This is a genomic window from Aquibium carbonis (assembly GCF_003970795.1).
Lineage (GTDB): Bacteria > Pseudomonadota > Alphaproteobacteria > Rhizobiales > Rhizobiaceae > Aquibium > Aquibium carbonis.
Genome location: NZ_RWKW01000035.1, coordinates 74,812 through 90,041, shown reverse-complemented (window position 1 = coordinate 90,041; position 15,230 = coordinate 74,812). Strand labels below are relative to the sequence as shown.

General features: G+C 65.8%; 14 protein-coding genes, 1 tRNA gene and 1 pseudogene. 7 read left to right on the top strand and 9 right to left on the bottom strand.

The window, feature by feature from the left end:
• Positions 1 to 6 precede the first annotated feature (6 nt).
• Together EJC49_RS10585 and EJC49_RS10580 are read right to left on the bottom strand one after the other, a co-directional pair.
• A complete protein-coding gene (locus EJC49_RS10585) occupies positions 7 to 291 on the bottom strand; it encodes a nucleotidyltransferase family protein (protein ID WP_126699894.1) in 285 nt (94 codons plus the stop codon).
• Between the two features lie 15 nt (positions 292 to 306).
• Positions 307 to 753: an iron-sulfur cluster assembly scaffold protein gene (locus EJC49_RS10580; RefSeq protein WP_126699893.1), complete on the bottom strand. Its 447-nt coding sequence runs from the start codon at positions 751 to 753 to the stop codon at positions 307 to 309.
• Positions 754 to 993: 240 nt separating this feature from the next.
• On the opposite strand from EJC49_RS10580, the gene folE reads away from it, so the two are divergent.
• From folE to EJC49_RS10565, 3 genes are all read left to right on the top strand, one after another.
• Positions 994 to 1,632 carry a GTP cyclohydrolase I FolE gene (gene folE, locus EJC49_RS10575; RefSeq protein ID WP_126699892.1) on the top strand — a complete coding sequence of 213 codons (639 nt, stop codon included), beginning with the start codon at positions 994 to 996 and terminating at the stop codon, positions 1,630 to 1,632.
• A gap of 33 nt (positions 1,633 to 1,665) precedes the next feature.
• Positions 1,666 to 2,121, top strand: a complete 456-nt coding sequence (hisI, locus tag EJC49_RS10570; protein ID WP_126699891.1) for a phosphoribosyl-AMP cyclohydrolase — start codon at positions 1,666 to 1,668, stop codon at positions 2,119 to 2,121.
• A gap of 194 nt (positions 2,122 to 2,315) precedes the next feature.
• Positions 2,316 to 3,251: a patatin family protein gene (locus EJC49_RS10565; protein ID WP_425358806.1), complete on the top strand. Its 936-nt coding sequence runs from the start codon at positions 2,316 to 2,318 to the stop codon at positions 3,249 to 3,251.
• Between the two features lie 21 nt (positions 3,252 to 3,272).
• On the opposite strand, the gene recJ is transcribed toward EJC49_RS10565, so the two are convergent.
• The 3 genes from recJ to EJC49_RS10550 all read right to left on the bottom strand — a co-directional run bounded on the left by recJ (position 3,273) and on the right by EJC49_RS10550 (position 6,761).
• A complete protein-coding gene (gene recJ, locus EJC49_RS10560) occupies positions 3,273 to 5,048 on the bottom strand; it encodes a single-stranded-DNA-specific exonuclease RecJ (RefSeq protein WP_126699889.1) in 1,776 nt (591 codons plus the stop codon).
• An 84-nt stretch (positions 5,049 to 5,132) separates the two neighbouring features.
• Positions 5,133 to 6,110 (bottom strand): class II fructose-bisphosphatase, encoded by a 978-nt coding sequence (glpX, locus tag EJC49_RS10555; RefSeq protein WP_126699888.1) that lies wholly within the window; start codon positions 6,108 to 6,110, stop codon positions 5,133 to 5,135.
• A 138-nt stretch (positions 6,111 to 6,248) separates the two neighbouring features.
• Positions 6,249 to 6,761 carry a DUF2306 domain-containing protein gene (locus EJC49_RS10550; protein WP_126699887.1) on the bottom strand — a complete coding sequence of 171 codons (513 nt, stop codon included), beginning with the start codon at positions 6,759 to 6,761 and terminating at the stop codon, positions 6,249 to 6,251.
• 36 nt (positions 6,762 to 6,797) lie between these two features.
• Between EJC49_RS10550 and EJC49_RS10545 the strand changes: the two genes are divergently transcribed.
• Positions 6,798 to 7,640, top strand: a complete 843-nt coding sequence (locus EJC49_RS10545; protein ID WP_126699886.1) for a LytTR family DNA-binding domain-containing protein — start codon at positions 6,798 to 6,800, stop codon at positions 7,638 to 7,640.
• 6 nt (positions 7,641 to 7,646) lie between these two features.
• Here EJC49_RS10545 and EJC49_RS10540 read toward each other — a convergent pair.
• The 3 genes and pseudogenes from EJC49_RS10540 to EJC49_RS10530 form a co-directional block, all read right to left on the bottom strand.
• A pseudogene (locus EJC49_RS10540) lies at positions 7,647 to 8,959 on the bottom strand (homoserine dehydrogenase).
• An 83-nt stretch (positions 8,960 to 9,042) separates the two neighbouring features.
• Positions 9,043 to 10,263, bottom strand: a complete 1,221-nt coding sequence (locus EJC49_RS10535) for an LL-diaminopimelate aminotransferase (RefSeq protein ID WP_126699885.1) — start codon at positions 10,261 to 10,263, stop codon at positions 9,043 to 9,045.
• Between the two features lie 71 nt (positions 10,264 to 10,334).
• The gene (locus tag EJC49_RS10530; protein WP_126699884.1) at positions 10,335 to 10,691 is read right to left on the bottom strand and encodes a hypothetical protein; all 357 of its coding nucleotides are present in this window, start codon (positions 10,689 to 10,691) and stop codon (positions 10,335 to 10,337) included.
• Between the two features lie 159 nt (positions 10,692 to 10,850).
• On the opposite strand from EJC49_RS10530, the gene EJC49_RS10525 reads away from it, so the two are divergent.
• From EJC49_RS10525 to EJC49_RS10515, 3 genes are all read left to right on the top strand, one after another.
• The gene (locus EJC49_RS10525) at positions 10,851 to 12,689 is read left to right on the top strand and encodes a PHA/PHB synthase family protein (RefSeq protein WP_126699883.1); all 1,839 of its coding nucleotides are present in this window, start codon (positions 10,851 to 10,853) and stop codon (positions 12,687 to 12,689) included.
• 311 nt (positions 12,690 to 13,000) lie between these two features.
• Entirely contained in the window at positions 13,001 to 14,119 is a 1,119-nt protein-coding gene (locus tag EJC49_RS10520) for a D-Ala-D-Ala carboxypeptidase family metallohydrolase (RefSeq protein WP_245453351.1), read from the top strand.
• 78 nt (positions 14,120 to 14,197) lie between these two features.
• Positions 14,198 to 14,273 (top strand) — tRNA-Glu (locus EJC49_RS10515).
• A gap of 150 nt (positions 14,274 to 14,423) precedes the next feature.
• Here the strand turns inward: EJC49_RS10515 and EJC49_RS10510 are convergent.
• Entirely contained in the window at positions 14,424 to 15,224 is an 801-nt protein-coding gene (locus EJC49_RS10510) for a 3-methyl-2-oxobutanoate hydroxymethyltransferase (protein WP_126699882.1), read from the bottom strand.
• Between the last annotated feature and the right edge of the window lie 6 nt (positions 15,225 to 15,230).

Below are 15,230 nucleotides of genomic sequence, written 5' to 3'. Positions count from 1 at the left end.
GTACGCTCATAGCGGCCGGACGTTGCTCGCCGCCGTGCGTGCCGCCGGGTCATTCAGTTTCGTGAAGACCTCTACCGGCACACCGAGAAGATCGCATAGTCGCTCCTCGAGCTCAAATATGTCGAAGAAGGTCAACCTGCCTTGGTTCTCCACCAGAATGTCGATATCGCTCCCCTCCACGTCCTCGCCGCGCGCCACCGAGCCGAAGACGCGCGGGTTCGTCACCGGATAGCGCGCGATGATGGCCAGAACCTCGTCGCGGTGTATCGCCAGGGCCTCCGAGGGTCGCATGCGTCTCCCTTTCGTTCAGGCCGCCGCTTCGGCGTGGCGCTTCTCGATCTGGCCGACCGCGTCGACGACGGCATCGAAGGTCAGAAGCGTCGAGGCGTGACGGGCCTTGTACTCGCGCACCGGCTCCAGGTACTTCATGTCCTCGAAGCGGCCTTCGGGCGGCTGGCCATTCTCCTTCAGCATCCGGCGCACGGTTTCCCTCGCTTCGCGCAGCTCGGCGGCGGTGGCGCCGACAATCTGACTGGCCATGATGGACGACGAGGCCTGGCCGAGAGCGCAGGCCTTCACGTCGTGGGCGAAGTCGGTCACCGCGCCGTCGGCCATCTTCAGATCGACCGTCACGGTGGAACCGCAAAGCTTCGAATGCGCCGTCGCGGTCGCGTCCGGTTCGGCCAGCCGCCCGATCCGCGGAATGTTCCCGGCAAATCCGAGAATCTTCGCATTGTAGACATCGTCGATCATCGTTTTCCGATCGTCGCGGACAGAAGGACAAAGCGTTTCGCGCTGCCTTCTTTCATTTGATAGGTCGACCCAATATATAGGGGGCGTGGCCCTCGGGCGGCAAGATGCACCGCATCGCGCTGTCTGGAAGCCTGACGCCGTTTTCGGGCACGCATCGGAATTTCCCGTTCTTCCCTGAAAAGGCTGTGGTCCGTTCAACTCGTTTCCCCGTAAATGGGGGAACTACGGGAGACACTTTTCATGGATGCCATCGTCAAGAAGTTGGAAACCTTTGCCACCAAGCCCCCGCTGCCCGTGACCGAGCGTCCGTCGCAGACGGAAGTGGAATCTGCGGTCAACACGCTTTTGCGATGGATCGGCGAAGATCCGTCACGCGAAGGCCTGCTCGACACGCCGAAGCGGGTTGCGAAGGCCTACCGCGAAATGTTCTCGGGATACGACAAGGATCCGGCCGACGAACTGGGCCGGACCTTCGAGGAGGTCGCCGGTTTCGATGACATGGTCCTCATCCGGGACATCACCTTCCATTCGCATTGCGAGCACCACATGGTGCCGATCATCGGCAAGGCCCATGTCGGCTACCTGCCGGACGGCAAGGTGGTCGGGCTGTCCAAGGTGGCGCGCGTGGTGGAAATCTTCGCCCAGCGCCTGCAGACGCAGGAAGCGATGACCGCGCAGATTGCAGGCACGATCCAGGACGTGCTAAATCCCCGCGGCGTTGCCGTGATCATCGAGGCCGAGCACATGTGCATGGCCATGCGCGGCATTCGCATGCAGGGGTCTTCCACCCTGACCTCGACCTTCACCGGCACCTTTCGCGACCATCCCGAAGAACAGGTGCGCTTCATGACGTTGCTGCGTGCCGGCGCCAAGGGCTGATACCTGCCTGCCGGCCACGAAAGATGGACTGGTATGGCCCCGAACGAGTTTCCTCCACTTCCTGCTGACAAGGCCGCGCTCGAAGAAGGCGCGGTCTTCACCCCGCGCTTCGACGCCGCCGGCCTCGTGACCGCCGTAGTGACCGACGCGGAGGACGGCGTGCTGCTCATGGTGGCGCACATGAACGGCGAGGCCCTCGCTCTCACACTCGAAACCGGTATCGCGCATTACTGGTCCCGCTCCCGCAACAGCCTGTGGAAGAAGGGCGAGACGTCCGGAAACATGCAGCGCGTGGTCGCCATGAAGACCGATTGCGATCAGGACGCCATCTGGCTGTCGGTCGTGGTCGGCGGCGACCGCGCGACCTGCCACACCGGCCGCCGATCCTGCTTTTATCGTGACGTCGCCTTGTCGGGAGCGGGTGCCATTCTCGTGTCGGATGGCAGCGAGCCGCTGTTTTCCCCTCACGACGTCTACGGCAAGTCGTGATCCCATCCTGACCGAACCGTGAATGCCGCTCTCATCGAGGCCGTAGTAGGGTCGGGCGGGAATCGGGATCGAATCCTACCAATCGATGAACGGGCGATTCATGTTTTCGACAGGTGTTCGGCGTATCTTGCGAGCCAGGGAGTTCAAGGGAGGGAAGGATGCTCGATTGGGCTCCCCTTCGTGGCAGGCAAGAGATGCGTGACGAGGCCGAGCCGCCTTTCGTGCCGACGCCGGCGCAACCCGAGCATGGCCCGGAGAACGGCATTGCTTTGGCGCTCGGCGGCGGAGCCGCACGCGGCTGGGCTCACATCGGCGTGCTGAGGGCGCTCGACGAGGCTCGAATCCCGATCAACATGATTGCCGGCACGTCCATCGGTGCGCTCGTCGGCGGCTGCTACCTGGCTGGAAAACTGGACGAGCTCGAAGAGTTCGCTCGCGGTCTGACCAAGCGCCGCATCTTCGGCCTGCTCGATTTTCACCTTGGTGGGTCCGGCCTGCTGAGCGGGATCAAGCTGACCGCCCGGCTGAAGGAGCACATGAACGGGCTGACCTTCTCCGACCTGCCGAAGCCCTTCGTCTGCGTGGCGGCCGAAATCCGCACTGGCCACGAGATCTGGCTGTCCAGCGGCAGCCTGATCACCGCCATGCGGGCGTCCTACGCGCTTCCCGGCGTGTTCGAACCCGTCACGGCCAACAAGCGCGTCCTGGTCGACGGCGCGCTGGTCAACCCGGTGCCCGTCTCGGTCTGCCGCGCTTATGAGCAGCCTCTCGTGGTTGCGGTGAACCTGCACTACGACCTGTTCGGCCGCGCCGCCGTGATCCGGCATTCGGCCGGCGAACTGCTGGTCGAAAAGGACGCGCCGCGCCCGACCCGCGCGGAAACTCAGGTCCGCGAACGGGAGTCCAAGCTCGGCATCACCGGCGTCATGGTCGAGGCCTTCAACATCATCCAGGATCGCATTTCGCGCGCGCGGCTGGCCGGCGATCCGCCCGACATGTCGCTGCAGCCGAAGCTCGGGCACATCGGGCTCACCGAATTCCATCGCGCCGACGAGGCGATCCGCCTCGGATACGAGGCGACTGTCGCCAACATCAATGAACTGAAACGGCTTCAGACCGTCATGGTCTGACCTGATGCCGGTCCGGCTCGGCTAGCCGGCAAGCGCGGCGTCCACCAGTCTGAACTGGACGGATTTCGAACCGTTCCAGTAGTTGGCGGAAATCGATCCCGCGACATGCACGGTTCGCCCCTGCTGCTTGAGCAGGAAGTTCCCGAGTTCCGTCTCGGCGCTTCGAAATGCCATCGCCTGCACGCTCCCGCCGCTGCCAGACTTCAGGTCTACGCGCAAATGGCCCGTTCCGACGGGCCGCACCCGGACGATCTCGTGACGCGGCAGGACGAAGAGCGGTTGCGAATGACCAGCGCCGAAGGGACCCGCTCGCTCCAGAACGTCGAGCAGCCTGAGGTTCGCGCCTTCTGCCATCAGCGCGGCATCGATCTTGAGCGTTTCCGCATCGCGCAGCCGGAACACCTCGTCGGAAGCGGTCTCCTCGAAAAAGGCCCGCAGGGCGCCCAGCTTGGACCGCTCGACGGTGATGCCCGCAGCCATCGCGTGTCCGCCCCCCTTCACCAGCAGCCCGCGCTCCACCGCCTCGCGCACCAGCCGACCGAGGTCGAGGCCGGGGATCGACCGGCCGGAACCCGTGCCGATGCCGTTGGCGTTGAACGCGATGGCGAAGGCGGGCCGGCGCCCATGGTCCTTCAGGCGCGAGGCCAGCAACCCGACGATGCCGGGATGCCAGTGATCGCTCGCCGTCAGGATGACGGCAGGGCCCTTCCCGCGCATCAGTTCCGCATCGGCCTCGGCTCGCGCTTCCTCCAGCATCGCCTTCTCCATCGCCTGGCGTTCCTGGTTCAGGCGGTCGAGCGTCTCGGCAATCGACTGCGCTTCGACCGGGTCGTCCGTCGCAAGCAATCGCGCGCCCAGCGCCGCGTCGCCGATGCGTCCGCCGGCATTGATACGCGGGCCGATCAGGAAGCCGAGATGGAACGTATTGATGGGCTCACCGATCCGGGCCACTCGCTGAAGCGCCGCCAGTCCCGGATTTTGCATGTGGCGCGCGGCGACCAGTCCCTTGACGACGAAAGCGCGGTTGACGCCCGTCAACGGGACGACGTCGCAAACGGTGGCGAGCGCCACGAGATCGAGCAGGCCTAGGAGGTCGGGCGGACGAATCGAAACAGCGCGTTGCCTGAGAACTTTCAAGACCTGCACGAGGGTCAGGAACACCACGCCCGCCGCGCAGAGATGCCCCTGTCCGGACAGATCGTCGTCCCGGTTTGGGTTCACGATCGCCAGCGCGTTCGGTAGCGGTCCGCCGACCTGGTGGTGATCGATCACCACGACATCGGCGCCGGCCTGGTTCGCGGCCTCGATGGATGCCGCGCTGTTGGTGCCGCAATCGACCGTCACGATCAGCCGCGCGCCCTTCGCGACCAGCTCGCGCATCGCATCGGGATTGGGTCCGTACCCCTCGAAGATCCGGTCGGGAATGTAGATTTCGTTGGGCACCCGGTAGTGGTCCAGCACGCGCTTCATCAGCGCTGACGAGGCCGCGCCATCGACGTCGTAGTCGCCGAAGATCGCGACCCGTTCCCCGCGCTGAATCGAATGGGCGATACGCGCGGCTGCCTTGTCCATGTCGGTCAATGACGCCGGGTCGGGTAGGAGATCGCGGATCGACGGATCGAGAAAGCGCTGCGCAGCGTCGGCGTCGATGCCACGGCCCGCCAGAACCCGAGCGACGATGTCCGGCAGGCCGTGGTTCTGGGAGATCGTCAGCGCGACATTCTCGTCGCGTTCCGTCAGCCGGTGAACCCAGGCCAGACCGCTTGCGGAGCGGCGTATGTCGAGGAACGGGCGCACGTCAGACGGCGTCCGTTGGAAACGGTGTCTTCATGACCGGCAGGATAGCGCCTGCACCCCCTGCCCTGCAAAGCCCGAACGCGCTCAGAACTTGTCCATGTCCTGGTGCTTGGCCTTGATCTCGCGCACCGTCAGCGACGACGACCGCATGACGATCGTGTGGGTCTGGATGTAGTCGCGCGCGAACTTGACGCCCGCAAGCAGATTGCCGTCGGTCACGCCGGTGGCAGCGAAGAGCACGTCGCCTCGGGCCATCTCGTCCATCTGGTAGACCTTGGTGGGATCGGAAATGCCCATCTTGGCAGCCCGGGCCACCTTCTCGTCGGTGTTGAGCTGGAGCCGTCCCTGCATCTGGCCGCCGATGCAGCGCAACGCCGCCGCTGCCAGAACGCCCTCGGGCGCGCCGCCGATGCCAAGATAGATGTCGATGCCGGTCTCGTCGGGATCGGTGGTGTGGATCACGCCCGCCACGTCGCCGTCGCCGATCAGGCGGATGGCCGCGCCGGTCGAGCGCACTTCCTCGATGAGGCGGGCATGGCGCGGGCGGTCGAGAATGCAGGCGGTGATCTCGGCAACGGAGACGCCTTTCGCCCTGGCCACGTTCTCGAGGTTTTCGATCGCCGGCGCGTCGATGTCGATGACGCCTGCCGGATAGCCGGGCCCGATCGCGATCTTGTCCATGTAGACGTCAGGCGCATAGAGCAGGCTGCCCTTCTCGGCGATGGCGATCACCGCCAGCGAGTTCGGCAGGTTCTTGGCGCAGATCGTGGTGCCTTCCAGCGGATCGAGCGCGATGTCGACCTCGGGTCCGTCGCCCAGTCCCACTTCCTCGCCGATATAGAGCATCGGCGCCTCGTCACGCTCGCCTTCGCCGATCACCACGGTGCCGCGAATGGGGAGACGATTGAGCTCTGAACGCATGGCATCGACGGCAACCTGATCCGCAGCCTTCTCGTCGCCGCGTCCGCGCAAACGGGCGGCGGCCACGGCGGCGCGCTCGGTCACCCGGACCAGTTCGAGGGTCAGAATTCGATCGAGGCCGGTCGACGCGGTCTTTGCCATGGGGGCTTTCCTGCGAGCAGTTTGAAGGCGTCTCCTTTTGTCAAAGCCATCCCGGCGCGGCAAGGGCTTGCAGCGCGGATAGTTGAGCCGCGCCGGGGATGAATCGATTGAATGCTTTCCCTCTGTTTTGCTCCCGCGTCAGGTCGCGGGGACCGCGCGCCGGCGGCTGCGGCCTTCGAGCACCATCCGGCGCATCAGGAATGCGATCCCCGCGACGAGCGCTGCCGCAGCAGCGCCTCCGATCCACGGATGCGGCCCTTCGAAGAAGACGGCGTGCATGATGCGGCCGGGCCAGAAGGTGAATGCGCCGGCCACGACCAGCGCGCCGAGATAGGTCTGCTGCATCATGGCGCGGTGGTCTGAGACGCGGCCGGCGCGCGCGAGCCAGACGCCGCGCGCCATCAGCCAGAAGGTCGCGACCGAGATCAGGTGGATCGGGCTCCAGATGCCGACAAGGCCGATCGCGTGTATGAAGAAGGATGTGGCGGCGACGACCATCATCAGCCCCACCCAGATCCGACCACCGAGGCGGTGGAGCCGGTCGCCCTTGCGGCGGAACAGGACGATGCCGCCGAGGAGGAAGGCGAGGATGGCGGCCAGCGTGTGGACCTGGATGGCGAGCGTCGTGTGGATGAGCGGTTCGAAGGTCATGATCCGTCCCAAGGCTGTCGATTGCGGAGTGCGCGGATGCGCGGCTTGACCTGGCCCCGGCCGGTGCTGTTTCTCAAGGGCGACTTCGCAGACGGAAGGACGGTATTTGTGAAGGACGGGATCGTGCAGTTCACGATGCGCGAAATGCAGGCGGCGCTGCGCTCGCCGCTCATGTGGTCGGCGCTCGCCGCGGGCGGGCTCGTGCTCGGGCTCGCAGGCCCTTTCGGCACCTACGAGTCCCTGCGGCTGCCCGCCCGCCTCTCCTACTGGACGGTGATCGCGATCGCGACATACCTGACCGCGTTTCTGGTGGCGACCCTGCTCAACGGGCTCTTTCCCGGAACGCGGCGAACGGCTCTGCGCGACGGCGCGTTCGGCATTCTGGCCGGCGTTCCCGTCGCCGCGCTCGTCTGGCTCGCCAATCTGTGGCTCTTCCCCGGCGGCGGGATGGCGTTCTTGACCCTGCTTGCCTACGTGGCGGTCGTCACCGCGGTGGGCTCGGCGGTCGTCACCGGCTTTGCGCTGACCCTGGAGACACCGGCAGTGCGGCAACCGTCGGCGCCGGAACGGCCGCCGCTGCTCGACCGCCTTCCGGTCGCGCTGCGCGGGCGGCTACACCGCCTGTCCATGCAGGACCACTATGTGGAGGTGGTGACCGACAAGGGCGCGCATCTCGTGCTGATGCGGCTGTCCGACGCCATGGCCGAGACCGGCGGGGTCGAAGGGCTGCAGGTCCACCGCTCGCACTGGGTGGCGCGCGAGGCGATCCGCGACTGCGTGCGGCGGGGCGACCGCACGATGCTGCGGCTTTCGGACGGAACGGAACTGCCCGTCAGCCGGTCCCGTCTGCCGGCGGTCCGCGATGCGGGGATCCGGTGAGGCGCGTCAGGCAGCCCGTTCGATGCGGATGACCTGCGCCTTGTCGATGAGATGGCCGTCCTTGGTGATCCCCTCGACGGCCTTGCGAACCGCGGCTTCCGTGGTCTCATGCGTGATCAGGATGACCGTCTTGCGGTCATCGCCGTCGTCAGCGCCGGCATGCTGGACGATCGATTCCAGCGAAATGTCGTTGTCGGCCATCCGCTTGGCGATGGCGGCGAAGACCCCGATGCGGTCATGCACGGTCAGGCGGATGAAATAGCCGCCGGCATGGGCGCGGATGCCGGCCTTCTTGTAGGGGGCGAGCTCCTTCACCGGACGACCGAACACCGGCCCGTGCTGGAAGCCCGGCCGGCTCTTGGCGATGTCTGCGATGTCGCCGATCACGGCGGACGCCGTTGCGTTGCCGCCCGCCCCGGGGCCCGACAGCAGCAGCTCGCCCAGGATGTCGGTCTCGATCGCCACCGCGTTGGTGACGCCGTGAACCTGCGCGATCACCGATGCGGTCGGCACCATGGTGGGGTGAACACGCTGCTCGATTCCGCTGTCGGTGCGCTGGGCGACGCCCAGAAGCTTGATACGGTATCCAAGCTCGGCCGCCGCGCGGATGTCGGCCTGGGTGATGTTGGAGATGCCCTCCATGTAGATGGCGCCCGGCGCGATGCGGGTGCCGAAGGCCAGGCTGGTCAGGATGGACAGCTTGTGCGCCGTGTCGTGCCCCTCGATGTCGAAGGTCGGATCCGCCTCGGCGTAGCCCAGGCGCTGCGCATCCGCCAGGCAGTCGGAAAACGAGATGCCCTCGTGCTCCATCCGCGTCAGGATGTAGTTGCAGGTGCCGTTCAGGATGCCGAACACGCGGCTGATCGAGTTGCCGGCGAGCGATTCGCGCATCGTCTTGATGACCGGTATGCCGCCGGCCACCGCCGCCTCGTAGTTGAGGAGCACGCCCTTCTTCTCGGCCGCCTCGGCCAGCGACAGGCCATGCGCCGCCAAAAGCGCCTTGTTGGCGGTGACGACGTGACGACCGGCCTCGAGCGCCGCCTTCACCACGGCCTTGGCGGGGCCTTCGTCGCCGCCGATCAGTTCGACGACGACGTCGATGTCAGCCTTGCGGGCGAGCTCCACCGGGTCGTCGAACCAGGCGACGCCATCGAGCGCGATGCCGCGATCCTTGGACCGGTCGCGGGCGCTGACGGCCGCAACCCGGTCTCGCGACCGCACTGGCGCGTCAGTTCGCCCGCCTTCTCGGTGAGGACGCGGACGACGGAGGCGCCCACGGTTCCAAGGCCGGCAATCCCGACACGCAATGCTTCGCCCATGGTTCCGGACCCCTCCTGAACGCGTTCTACAAGATGTAAGATAGCCCAGCGGCCTTGCGCCGGGCAGCAAGTCGATGACTAGCTCAGCGGCGCGCGCTGAGCGGGATGACGTTGTCGAGCGTCTTGCTCGCGGTCGACAGGAAACGCTTGATGTTGCGCGCCGCCTGGCGAATCCGGTGCTCGTTTTCCACCAGCGCGAGGCGGACGTAGTCGTCGCCATGTTCGCCGAAGCCGATGCCAGGCGCGACTGCCACATCGGCCTTCTCGACGAGGAGCTTGGAGAATTCGAGCGAGCCGATCGACCTGAAGGGCTCGGGGATCGGCGCCCAGGCAAACATCGTCGCCTGCGGTGCGGGGATGGTCCAGCCGGCCTTGGCGAAGCTGTCGACCATGACGTCGCGGCGCCGGCGATAGACGTCGCGCACTTCGGCGATGTCGGCGCCATCGCCGTTGAGCGCCGCGCTCGCCGCCACCTGGATCGGCGTGAAGGCACCGTAGTCGAGGTAGGACTTCACCCTGGTCAGCGCCGCGATCAGGCGCTCGTTGCCCACCGCGAAGCCGATCCGCCAGCCCGGCATGGAGAAGGTCTTCGACATCGACGTGAACTCGACCGCGACGTCCATCGCGCCTGGCACCTGCAGCACCGAGGGCGGCGGGTTGTTCTCGTCGAAATAGATCTCGGCATAGGCGAGATCCGACAGGATGATGATCTCGTTCTTCTTGGCGAAGGCGACCACGTCCTTGTAGAAGTCCAGCGAGGCGACATGTGCGGTCGGATTGGACGGATAGTTCAGGATCAGCGCCAGCGGCTTGGGAATGGAATGGCGGACGCCGCGCTCCAGTGCCGGAATGAAGCCGTCGTCCGGCTCCGCCTGCATCGACCGGATCACACCGCCCGACATGATGAAGCCGAAGGCATGGATCGGATAGGTCGGATTGGGGCACAGCACGACGTCGCCCGGCGCGGTGATGGCCTGCGCCATGTTGGCGAAGCCTTCCTTGGAACCGAGGGTGGCGACGACCTGGCGCTCCGGATCGAGCTTCACGCCGAAGCGGCGGGCATAGTAGCTCGCCTGGGCGCGGCGCAGGCCCGGAATGCCACGCGACGAGGAATAGCGATGCGTGCGCGGATCCCTCACCACGTCGCAGAGCTTGTCGACGATCGACTTCGGGGTCGGGAGATCCGGATTGCCCATGCCGAGATCGACGATGTCGGCGCCCTGAGAACGGGCCGAGGCCTTGAGCCGGTTCACCTGTTCGAAAACATAGGGCGGCAGCCTGCGGGTCTTGTGAAACTCTTCCATGACGGTTCCGTCTGGTTCAGGGGCGCGGAGTGGCGGCGATATACACCCATTAGGGTGTGGGGTCGATAGAGTCAGCGGGCTTCGATCTCGCCGAGCACCGCAGCGCCATGGGTGTTGCCGAGCACGCGCAACCGCTCGCCCTCTCCCGGCGCCGACAGCGATTGCACCGTGCGGCGGGCACGCTCCTGCGCCAGGCGCAGCTCGCTCGTCGTCGCGCTGGTCTCGGCATCCGTGAACTGCGCGGTCGCGGGCTTCGGCACGATGTTCAGATTGGGAAATTCGCCGGTCTGGCGGGGCGCCGACGGGCCCGTGCCGACGACGGGGGCGGATGCAGACGACCGCGCGCCGGCCGGTACCGCGTCGTCGATCGACATGCCGGCGCAGCCTGCCAGTGCCAGCATCGTCGCGACTGCGAGGATCGACGGCATTCGACAGGTCGAAATATGTCCGCAAACCATGATCGACGACATATTTTGTATCCGAAAGAGGGTTAGGTGGGATCGCGTCTGGCCGGCATCATCGTTGGACCGGTATGGTCGTCACATGGTATTGTGTCAAGAAAAGGCTTCCGGAGGAGACAGCGCATCATGAGGAGTTCCGGTGAGGACGGGAACGGGACGAAGCCGGCAGGCTCCTCGACCGAGCAGTACGTCATCAAGGACCCCGAGCTCTTTGCGCGCAATGTCGCCCGCATGATCGAGAGCGCCGGCAAGGCCGCCTCCGCCTGGGTCAATCCGCGCGAGAAGGGTGAAGTGCGCGACAGCATGGCCGACCCGATGGCCGACATGGTGAAGACCTTCTCGAAGCTGTCCGAATACTGGCTGTCCGACCCGTCGCGCGCGCTCGAGGCGCAGACCAAGCTCTTTTCCGGCTATCTCGACATCTGGTCGAACGCCATCCGCCGCATGGGCAGCGACGGCAGTGCCGCTCCCGACGAGCCGGCGGCGACAACCGACAAGCGCTTTCGCGACCCCGAATGGAGCACCAACGCCTTTTTCGACTTTCTCAAGCAGGCCTATTTCGTGACGACGAACTGGGCCAACGATCTGGTCCGGAACGCCGAAGGGCTCGACGAGCACACCCGCCACAAGGCCGACTTCTACGTCCGCCAGATCTCGCAGGCGATCTCGCCGTCGAACTTCATCCTCACCAATCCCGAGCTCTTTCGGGAGACGGTGGCCAGCCACGGTGAGAATCTCGCCAAGGGCATGCAGATGCTGGCCGAGGACATTGCTGCCGGCAAGGGCGAACTCAAGCTGCGACAGGCCGACTACACCAAGTTCGAGGTCGGCAAGAATCTCGCGACCACGCCCGGCAAGGTCATCGCCCGCAGCGAGGTCGCCGAGATCATCCAGTATGCGCCGGCGACCAAGAAGGTGCTCAAACGGCCCCTGCTGATCTGCCCCCCCTGGATCAACAAATTCTATATTCTCGACCTCAACCCGCAGAAATCCTTCATCGCGTGGGCCGTCGAACAGGGCCACAGCGTCTTCGTCATTTCCTGGGTCAATCCCGACGAGCGCCACGGGCGTAAAAGCTGGGAGGACTATATCGAGGAAGGCCTGAAATTCGCCCTCGACCAGATCGAGAAGGCGACCGGCGAAAGCGAGGTCAATGCCATCGGCTACTGCGTCGGCGGCACGCTGCTGGCAGCCGCGCTCGCCCTGATGGCCAGGCAAGGCGACGAACGGATTCGTTCCGCCACCTTCTTCACGACGCAGGTCGACTTCACCCATGCCGGCGACCTGAAGGTGTTCGTCGACGAGGACCAGGTGACCGCGCTCGAACGCGCGATGGGCGAAAAGGGATATCTCGACGGCACCAAGATGGCGACCGCCTTCAACATGCTGCGTGCGGGCGACCTGATCTGGCCCTACGTCGTCAACAACTACATGCGCGGCAAGGATCCGATGCCGTTCGACCTGCTCTACTGGAACGCGGATTCGACGCGCATGGCGGCGGCGAACCACTCCTACTACCTGCGCAACTGCTACATGAAGAATGCGCTGTCCCGTGGCGAGATGATGCTTGCCGGCCAAACCGTGTCGTTGAAGGACGTGACCATCCCGATCTACAACCTCGCCGCCAAGGAGGACCACATCGCCCCCGCGCGCTCCGTCTTCACCGGATGCTCCTTCTTCGGGGGCGACGAGGTTCAGTTCGTCATGTCGGGATCGGGCCACATTGCCGGCGTGGTCAATCCGCCAGCGCTGAACAAGTACCAATACTGGACCGGCGGCAAGCCCGTCGGCGACTTCGACGCCTGGCTGGCGGCCGCCACGGAGACGCCGGGCTCGTGGTGGCCGCACTGGCACGCCTGGGTCGCCGGCCTGGACGAACGCCTCGTCACCGCACGCCGGCCGGGCGCGCGCGGCATGCCGGTCCTGGGCGACGCGCCCGGCACCTATGTGACGGTTCGCGTCTGATCCGTAACACGATGTCATTCTTTGTGAACGAATCGTTACGGCACTCGGATTCCCGTGCAGCGACAGTGCCTTGTACTTGACGTCATTTCAGCGAAAGCTGTGGATAGACTGTGAATTCACGATCCACGGAAGGCCGGAACGGTTTTTTTATTGCGTTGCGTCTCCGCGCGGTTGGCCGCTCGCCCTCAGCGGCGGTTTGCCTAATCCGGTTCATGGCCTTACGGATCGGGAGAGCATGCTTCGGATCCACGTCCGGGGAAAACTGACGACACCCAGACAGTCCCAGACGGGACACGCAAGGGGCAGGACGGTTGAAGACATTCCGAACGCGTCTTGCGACGTGCCGGCTGCGCACGAGCAGCGCCATCCTGGCCGGCATCATCGTCGCCTCCTGCTCGGCGACGGGCGATTCCGCCTTGAAGATCGGGCCATCCGGTTTTGCGTCGGGCCTGACCTCGGTACTGAGCCAGGCCGAAGCGGAACTGTCGGCCGAGGCGGGTTCTCCGCCGGCATCGCCCGACCCGGCACGACGACAGAGCGACGCCAGTTCGGCTTCCACCAATGGCGGGGACGACGGCGGCCAGCCGGCAACGGTTGGTCTCGTCCCGGCTGCCGATCCCCAGGCGCCAGCGGCTCCGCCGATAGCCCTCGCAGCGCCCGATAAGCCCGCCTCCGCAGCGCCCCCGCAGTCCACGGATCAGGCCCTGGACCGCGCCGGAACGGCAGACGATTCCGCCGCCGAAAAATCGGGGTTCCTGACTTCGCTCTTCGGATCCAAGCCGGCCGTTGCCGCCACGCCGCGGCCCGTGCTCGACCTCGCCGACAAGCCCTCGGCCGCCGCCGCGCCCGACAAATCCGACAAGGCCGGCAAGCCATTGGTGAAGCTTGCCTCCACCGGAGGAAAGGCCGGCGACACGCGGCCGGTCTTCTCGGGCGAGGCCCTGCCGGGCGTCCGTCAGGGCTCGCTGTTCGAAATCACCCGCAAATCCGGCCTGGACGACGATTCGGATATCGACCTCCACGAAGACGAACCATCCTACCGGGTGGCCTCGGCTGCCGGCCTCGCCCGGCTTGCGCCGAATGGCCTCCTGAAACAGACAGACGGCGTCGACGTCGGCTGCCTGAAGCCATCGCTGGTGCGCATGCTCAAGAACGTCGAGCGGCACTTCGGCAAGAAGATGATCGTCACCTCCGGCTACCGCGATCCCGAGCGCAACCGGGCGGTCCGCGGCGCACGCAACTCGATGCACATGTATTGCGCGGCGGCTGACGTTCAGGTGCCGGGCGTCGACAAGCATCGCCTGGCTGCCTATGTGCGCGCCCTGCCCGGGCGAGGCGGCGTCGGCACCTATTGCCACACCGCTTCGGTCCACATCGACATCGGACCCGAGCGCGACTGGAACTGGCGCTGCCGGGCGCCGAGGGGCTGAGAAAAAACTTGCCCGAGCGGGGATCGGCGGGGTTGCCCGTCCGTTCGAAGCTGACTATAAGGCCGCACGTTCTGCTACGCGCCCATCGTCTAGCGGTCTAGGACGCCGCCCTTTCACGGCGGAAACACGGGTTCGATTCCCGTTGGGCGTGCCATGCAGAACGAGGGTTCGCCCCGATTTTCCCCACAGTTACATAGTCACGACATCGGCGCGCGCAGCCAATGCGTGCGCGCCGAATCATGACCGAAAGGCACCCGGCGCATCGTCGGCGACGGGTGCCCGCGCAGGAGCGCCTGGCGGCGTCCTACAGTCGGTCCATCTCCCTCAGGAACGTCGCGAGTTCGGCGGAATCCATGCGAACGATGTGCCGCTCTTCCGGAAAGGCGCGGCTTTCGACGTCGGCGACGAACTCCCTGAAGGCGGCAACACGCTCGCCCTGCAGGCGGTCGAACTCGGCGGCGAAATTGCGATAGACCTTCGAGTGCCTGGGCATGTGCCCCCGGTTCGATCCAAGCACGTCCTCCGCGAACAGGTATTGCGCGTCGCAACCCGCGCCCGCCCCCATCGACAGCATGAACAGCGAGGTGTTTTTCGAGATCGCCTCGGCGACCTCGACCGGCACGACCTCGATCTCGGCTCCGAAGGCGCCGGCGGCTTCAAGCTGGCGCACCGCGCGCATGATGTCGAGAGCGCTTTGCGCGGTCTTGCCGACCGCCTTCCAGCCGCCCGTCCAGGTGCGCCGCGACGGGATCAGCCCGACATGGCCGATCACCGGAACCGCCTCGTCGGCCATCCGCTTCACCGTGGCGTAGCTGGCGCTGCAATAGACCGCGTCGGCGCTCGCCTTGACCATCCGGAAGGCCCAGCGCACGAAGTCGTCGCCATTGCCGATCTCGTAGAAATTCTCGCCCGGCATCGAAAAGAGCGACGGCGCGGCGTCGCGGTAGCGCGGGTCGAGCAGCAGTTCCGGCGGGATCGAGACGATGTCGATGCCGGCCCGCTCGGCGGCCTCCGCCTCGTCCAGCGTCATGACGCGCAGCATGGTCAGCTGGCGCTTGCCCTTCATGGCGCGCAGGTCGTGGATGGTCGGTCTGGTACGGCTCACGGGATC

Excerpts from the sequence above, each read along its gene's own strand:
- EJC49_RS10580 (WP_126699893.1), bottom strand. The coding sequence starts at position 753 with ATGATCGACGATGTCTACAATGCGAAGATTCTCGGATTTGCCGGGAAC.
- EJC49_RS10550 (WP_126699887.1), bottom strand. The coding sequence starts at position 6,761 with ATGACCTTCGAACCGCTCATCCACACGACGCTCGCCATCCAGGTCCAC.
- EJC49_RS10565 (WP_425358806.1), top strand. The coding sequence starts at position 2,316 with ATGCGTGACGAGGCCGAGCCGCCTTTCGTGCCGACGCCGGCGCAACCC.
- EJC49_RS10535 (WP_126699885.1), bottom strand. The coding sequence starts at position 10,263 with ATGGAAGAGTTTCACAAGACCCGCAGGCTGCCGCCCTATGTTTTCGAA.
- EJC49_RS10530 (WP_126699884.1), bottom strand. The coding sequence starts at position 10,691 with ATGCCGTCGATCCTCGCAGTCGCGACGATGCTGGCACTGGCAGGCTGC.
- EJC49_RS10525 (WP_126699883.1), top strand. The coding sequence starts at position 10,851 with ATGAGGAGTTCCGGTGAGGACGGGAACGGGACGAAGCCGGCAGGCTCC.
- glpX (WP_126699888.1), bottom strand. The coding sequence starts at position 6,110 with ATGGCAAAGACCGCGTCGACCGGCCTCGATCGAATTCTGACCCTCGAA.
- EJC49_RS10545 (WP_126699886.1), top strand. The coding sequence starts at position 6,798 with ATGCGCGGCTTGACCTGGCCCCGGCCGGTGCTGTTTCTCAAGGGCGAC.
- EJC49_RS10585 (WP_126699894.1), bottom strand. The coding sequence starts at position 291 with ATGCGACCCTCGGAGGCCCTGGCGATACACCGCGACGAGGTTCTGGCC.
- hisI (WP_126699891.1), top strand. The coding sequence starts at position 1,666 with ATGGCCCCGAACGAGTTTCCTCCACTTCCTGCTGACAAGGCCGCGCTC.
- folE (WP_126699892.1), top strand. The coding sequence starts at position 994 with ATGGATGCCATCGTCAAGAAGTTGGAAACCTTTGCCACCAAGCCCCCG.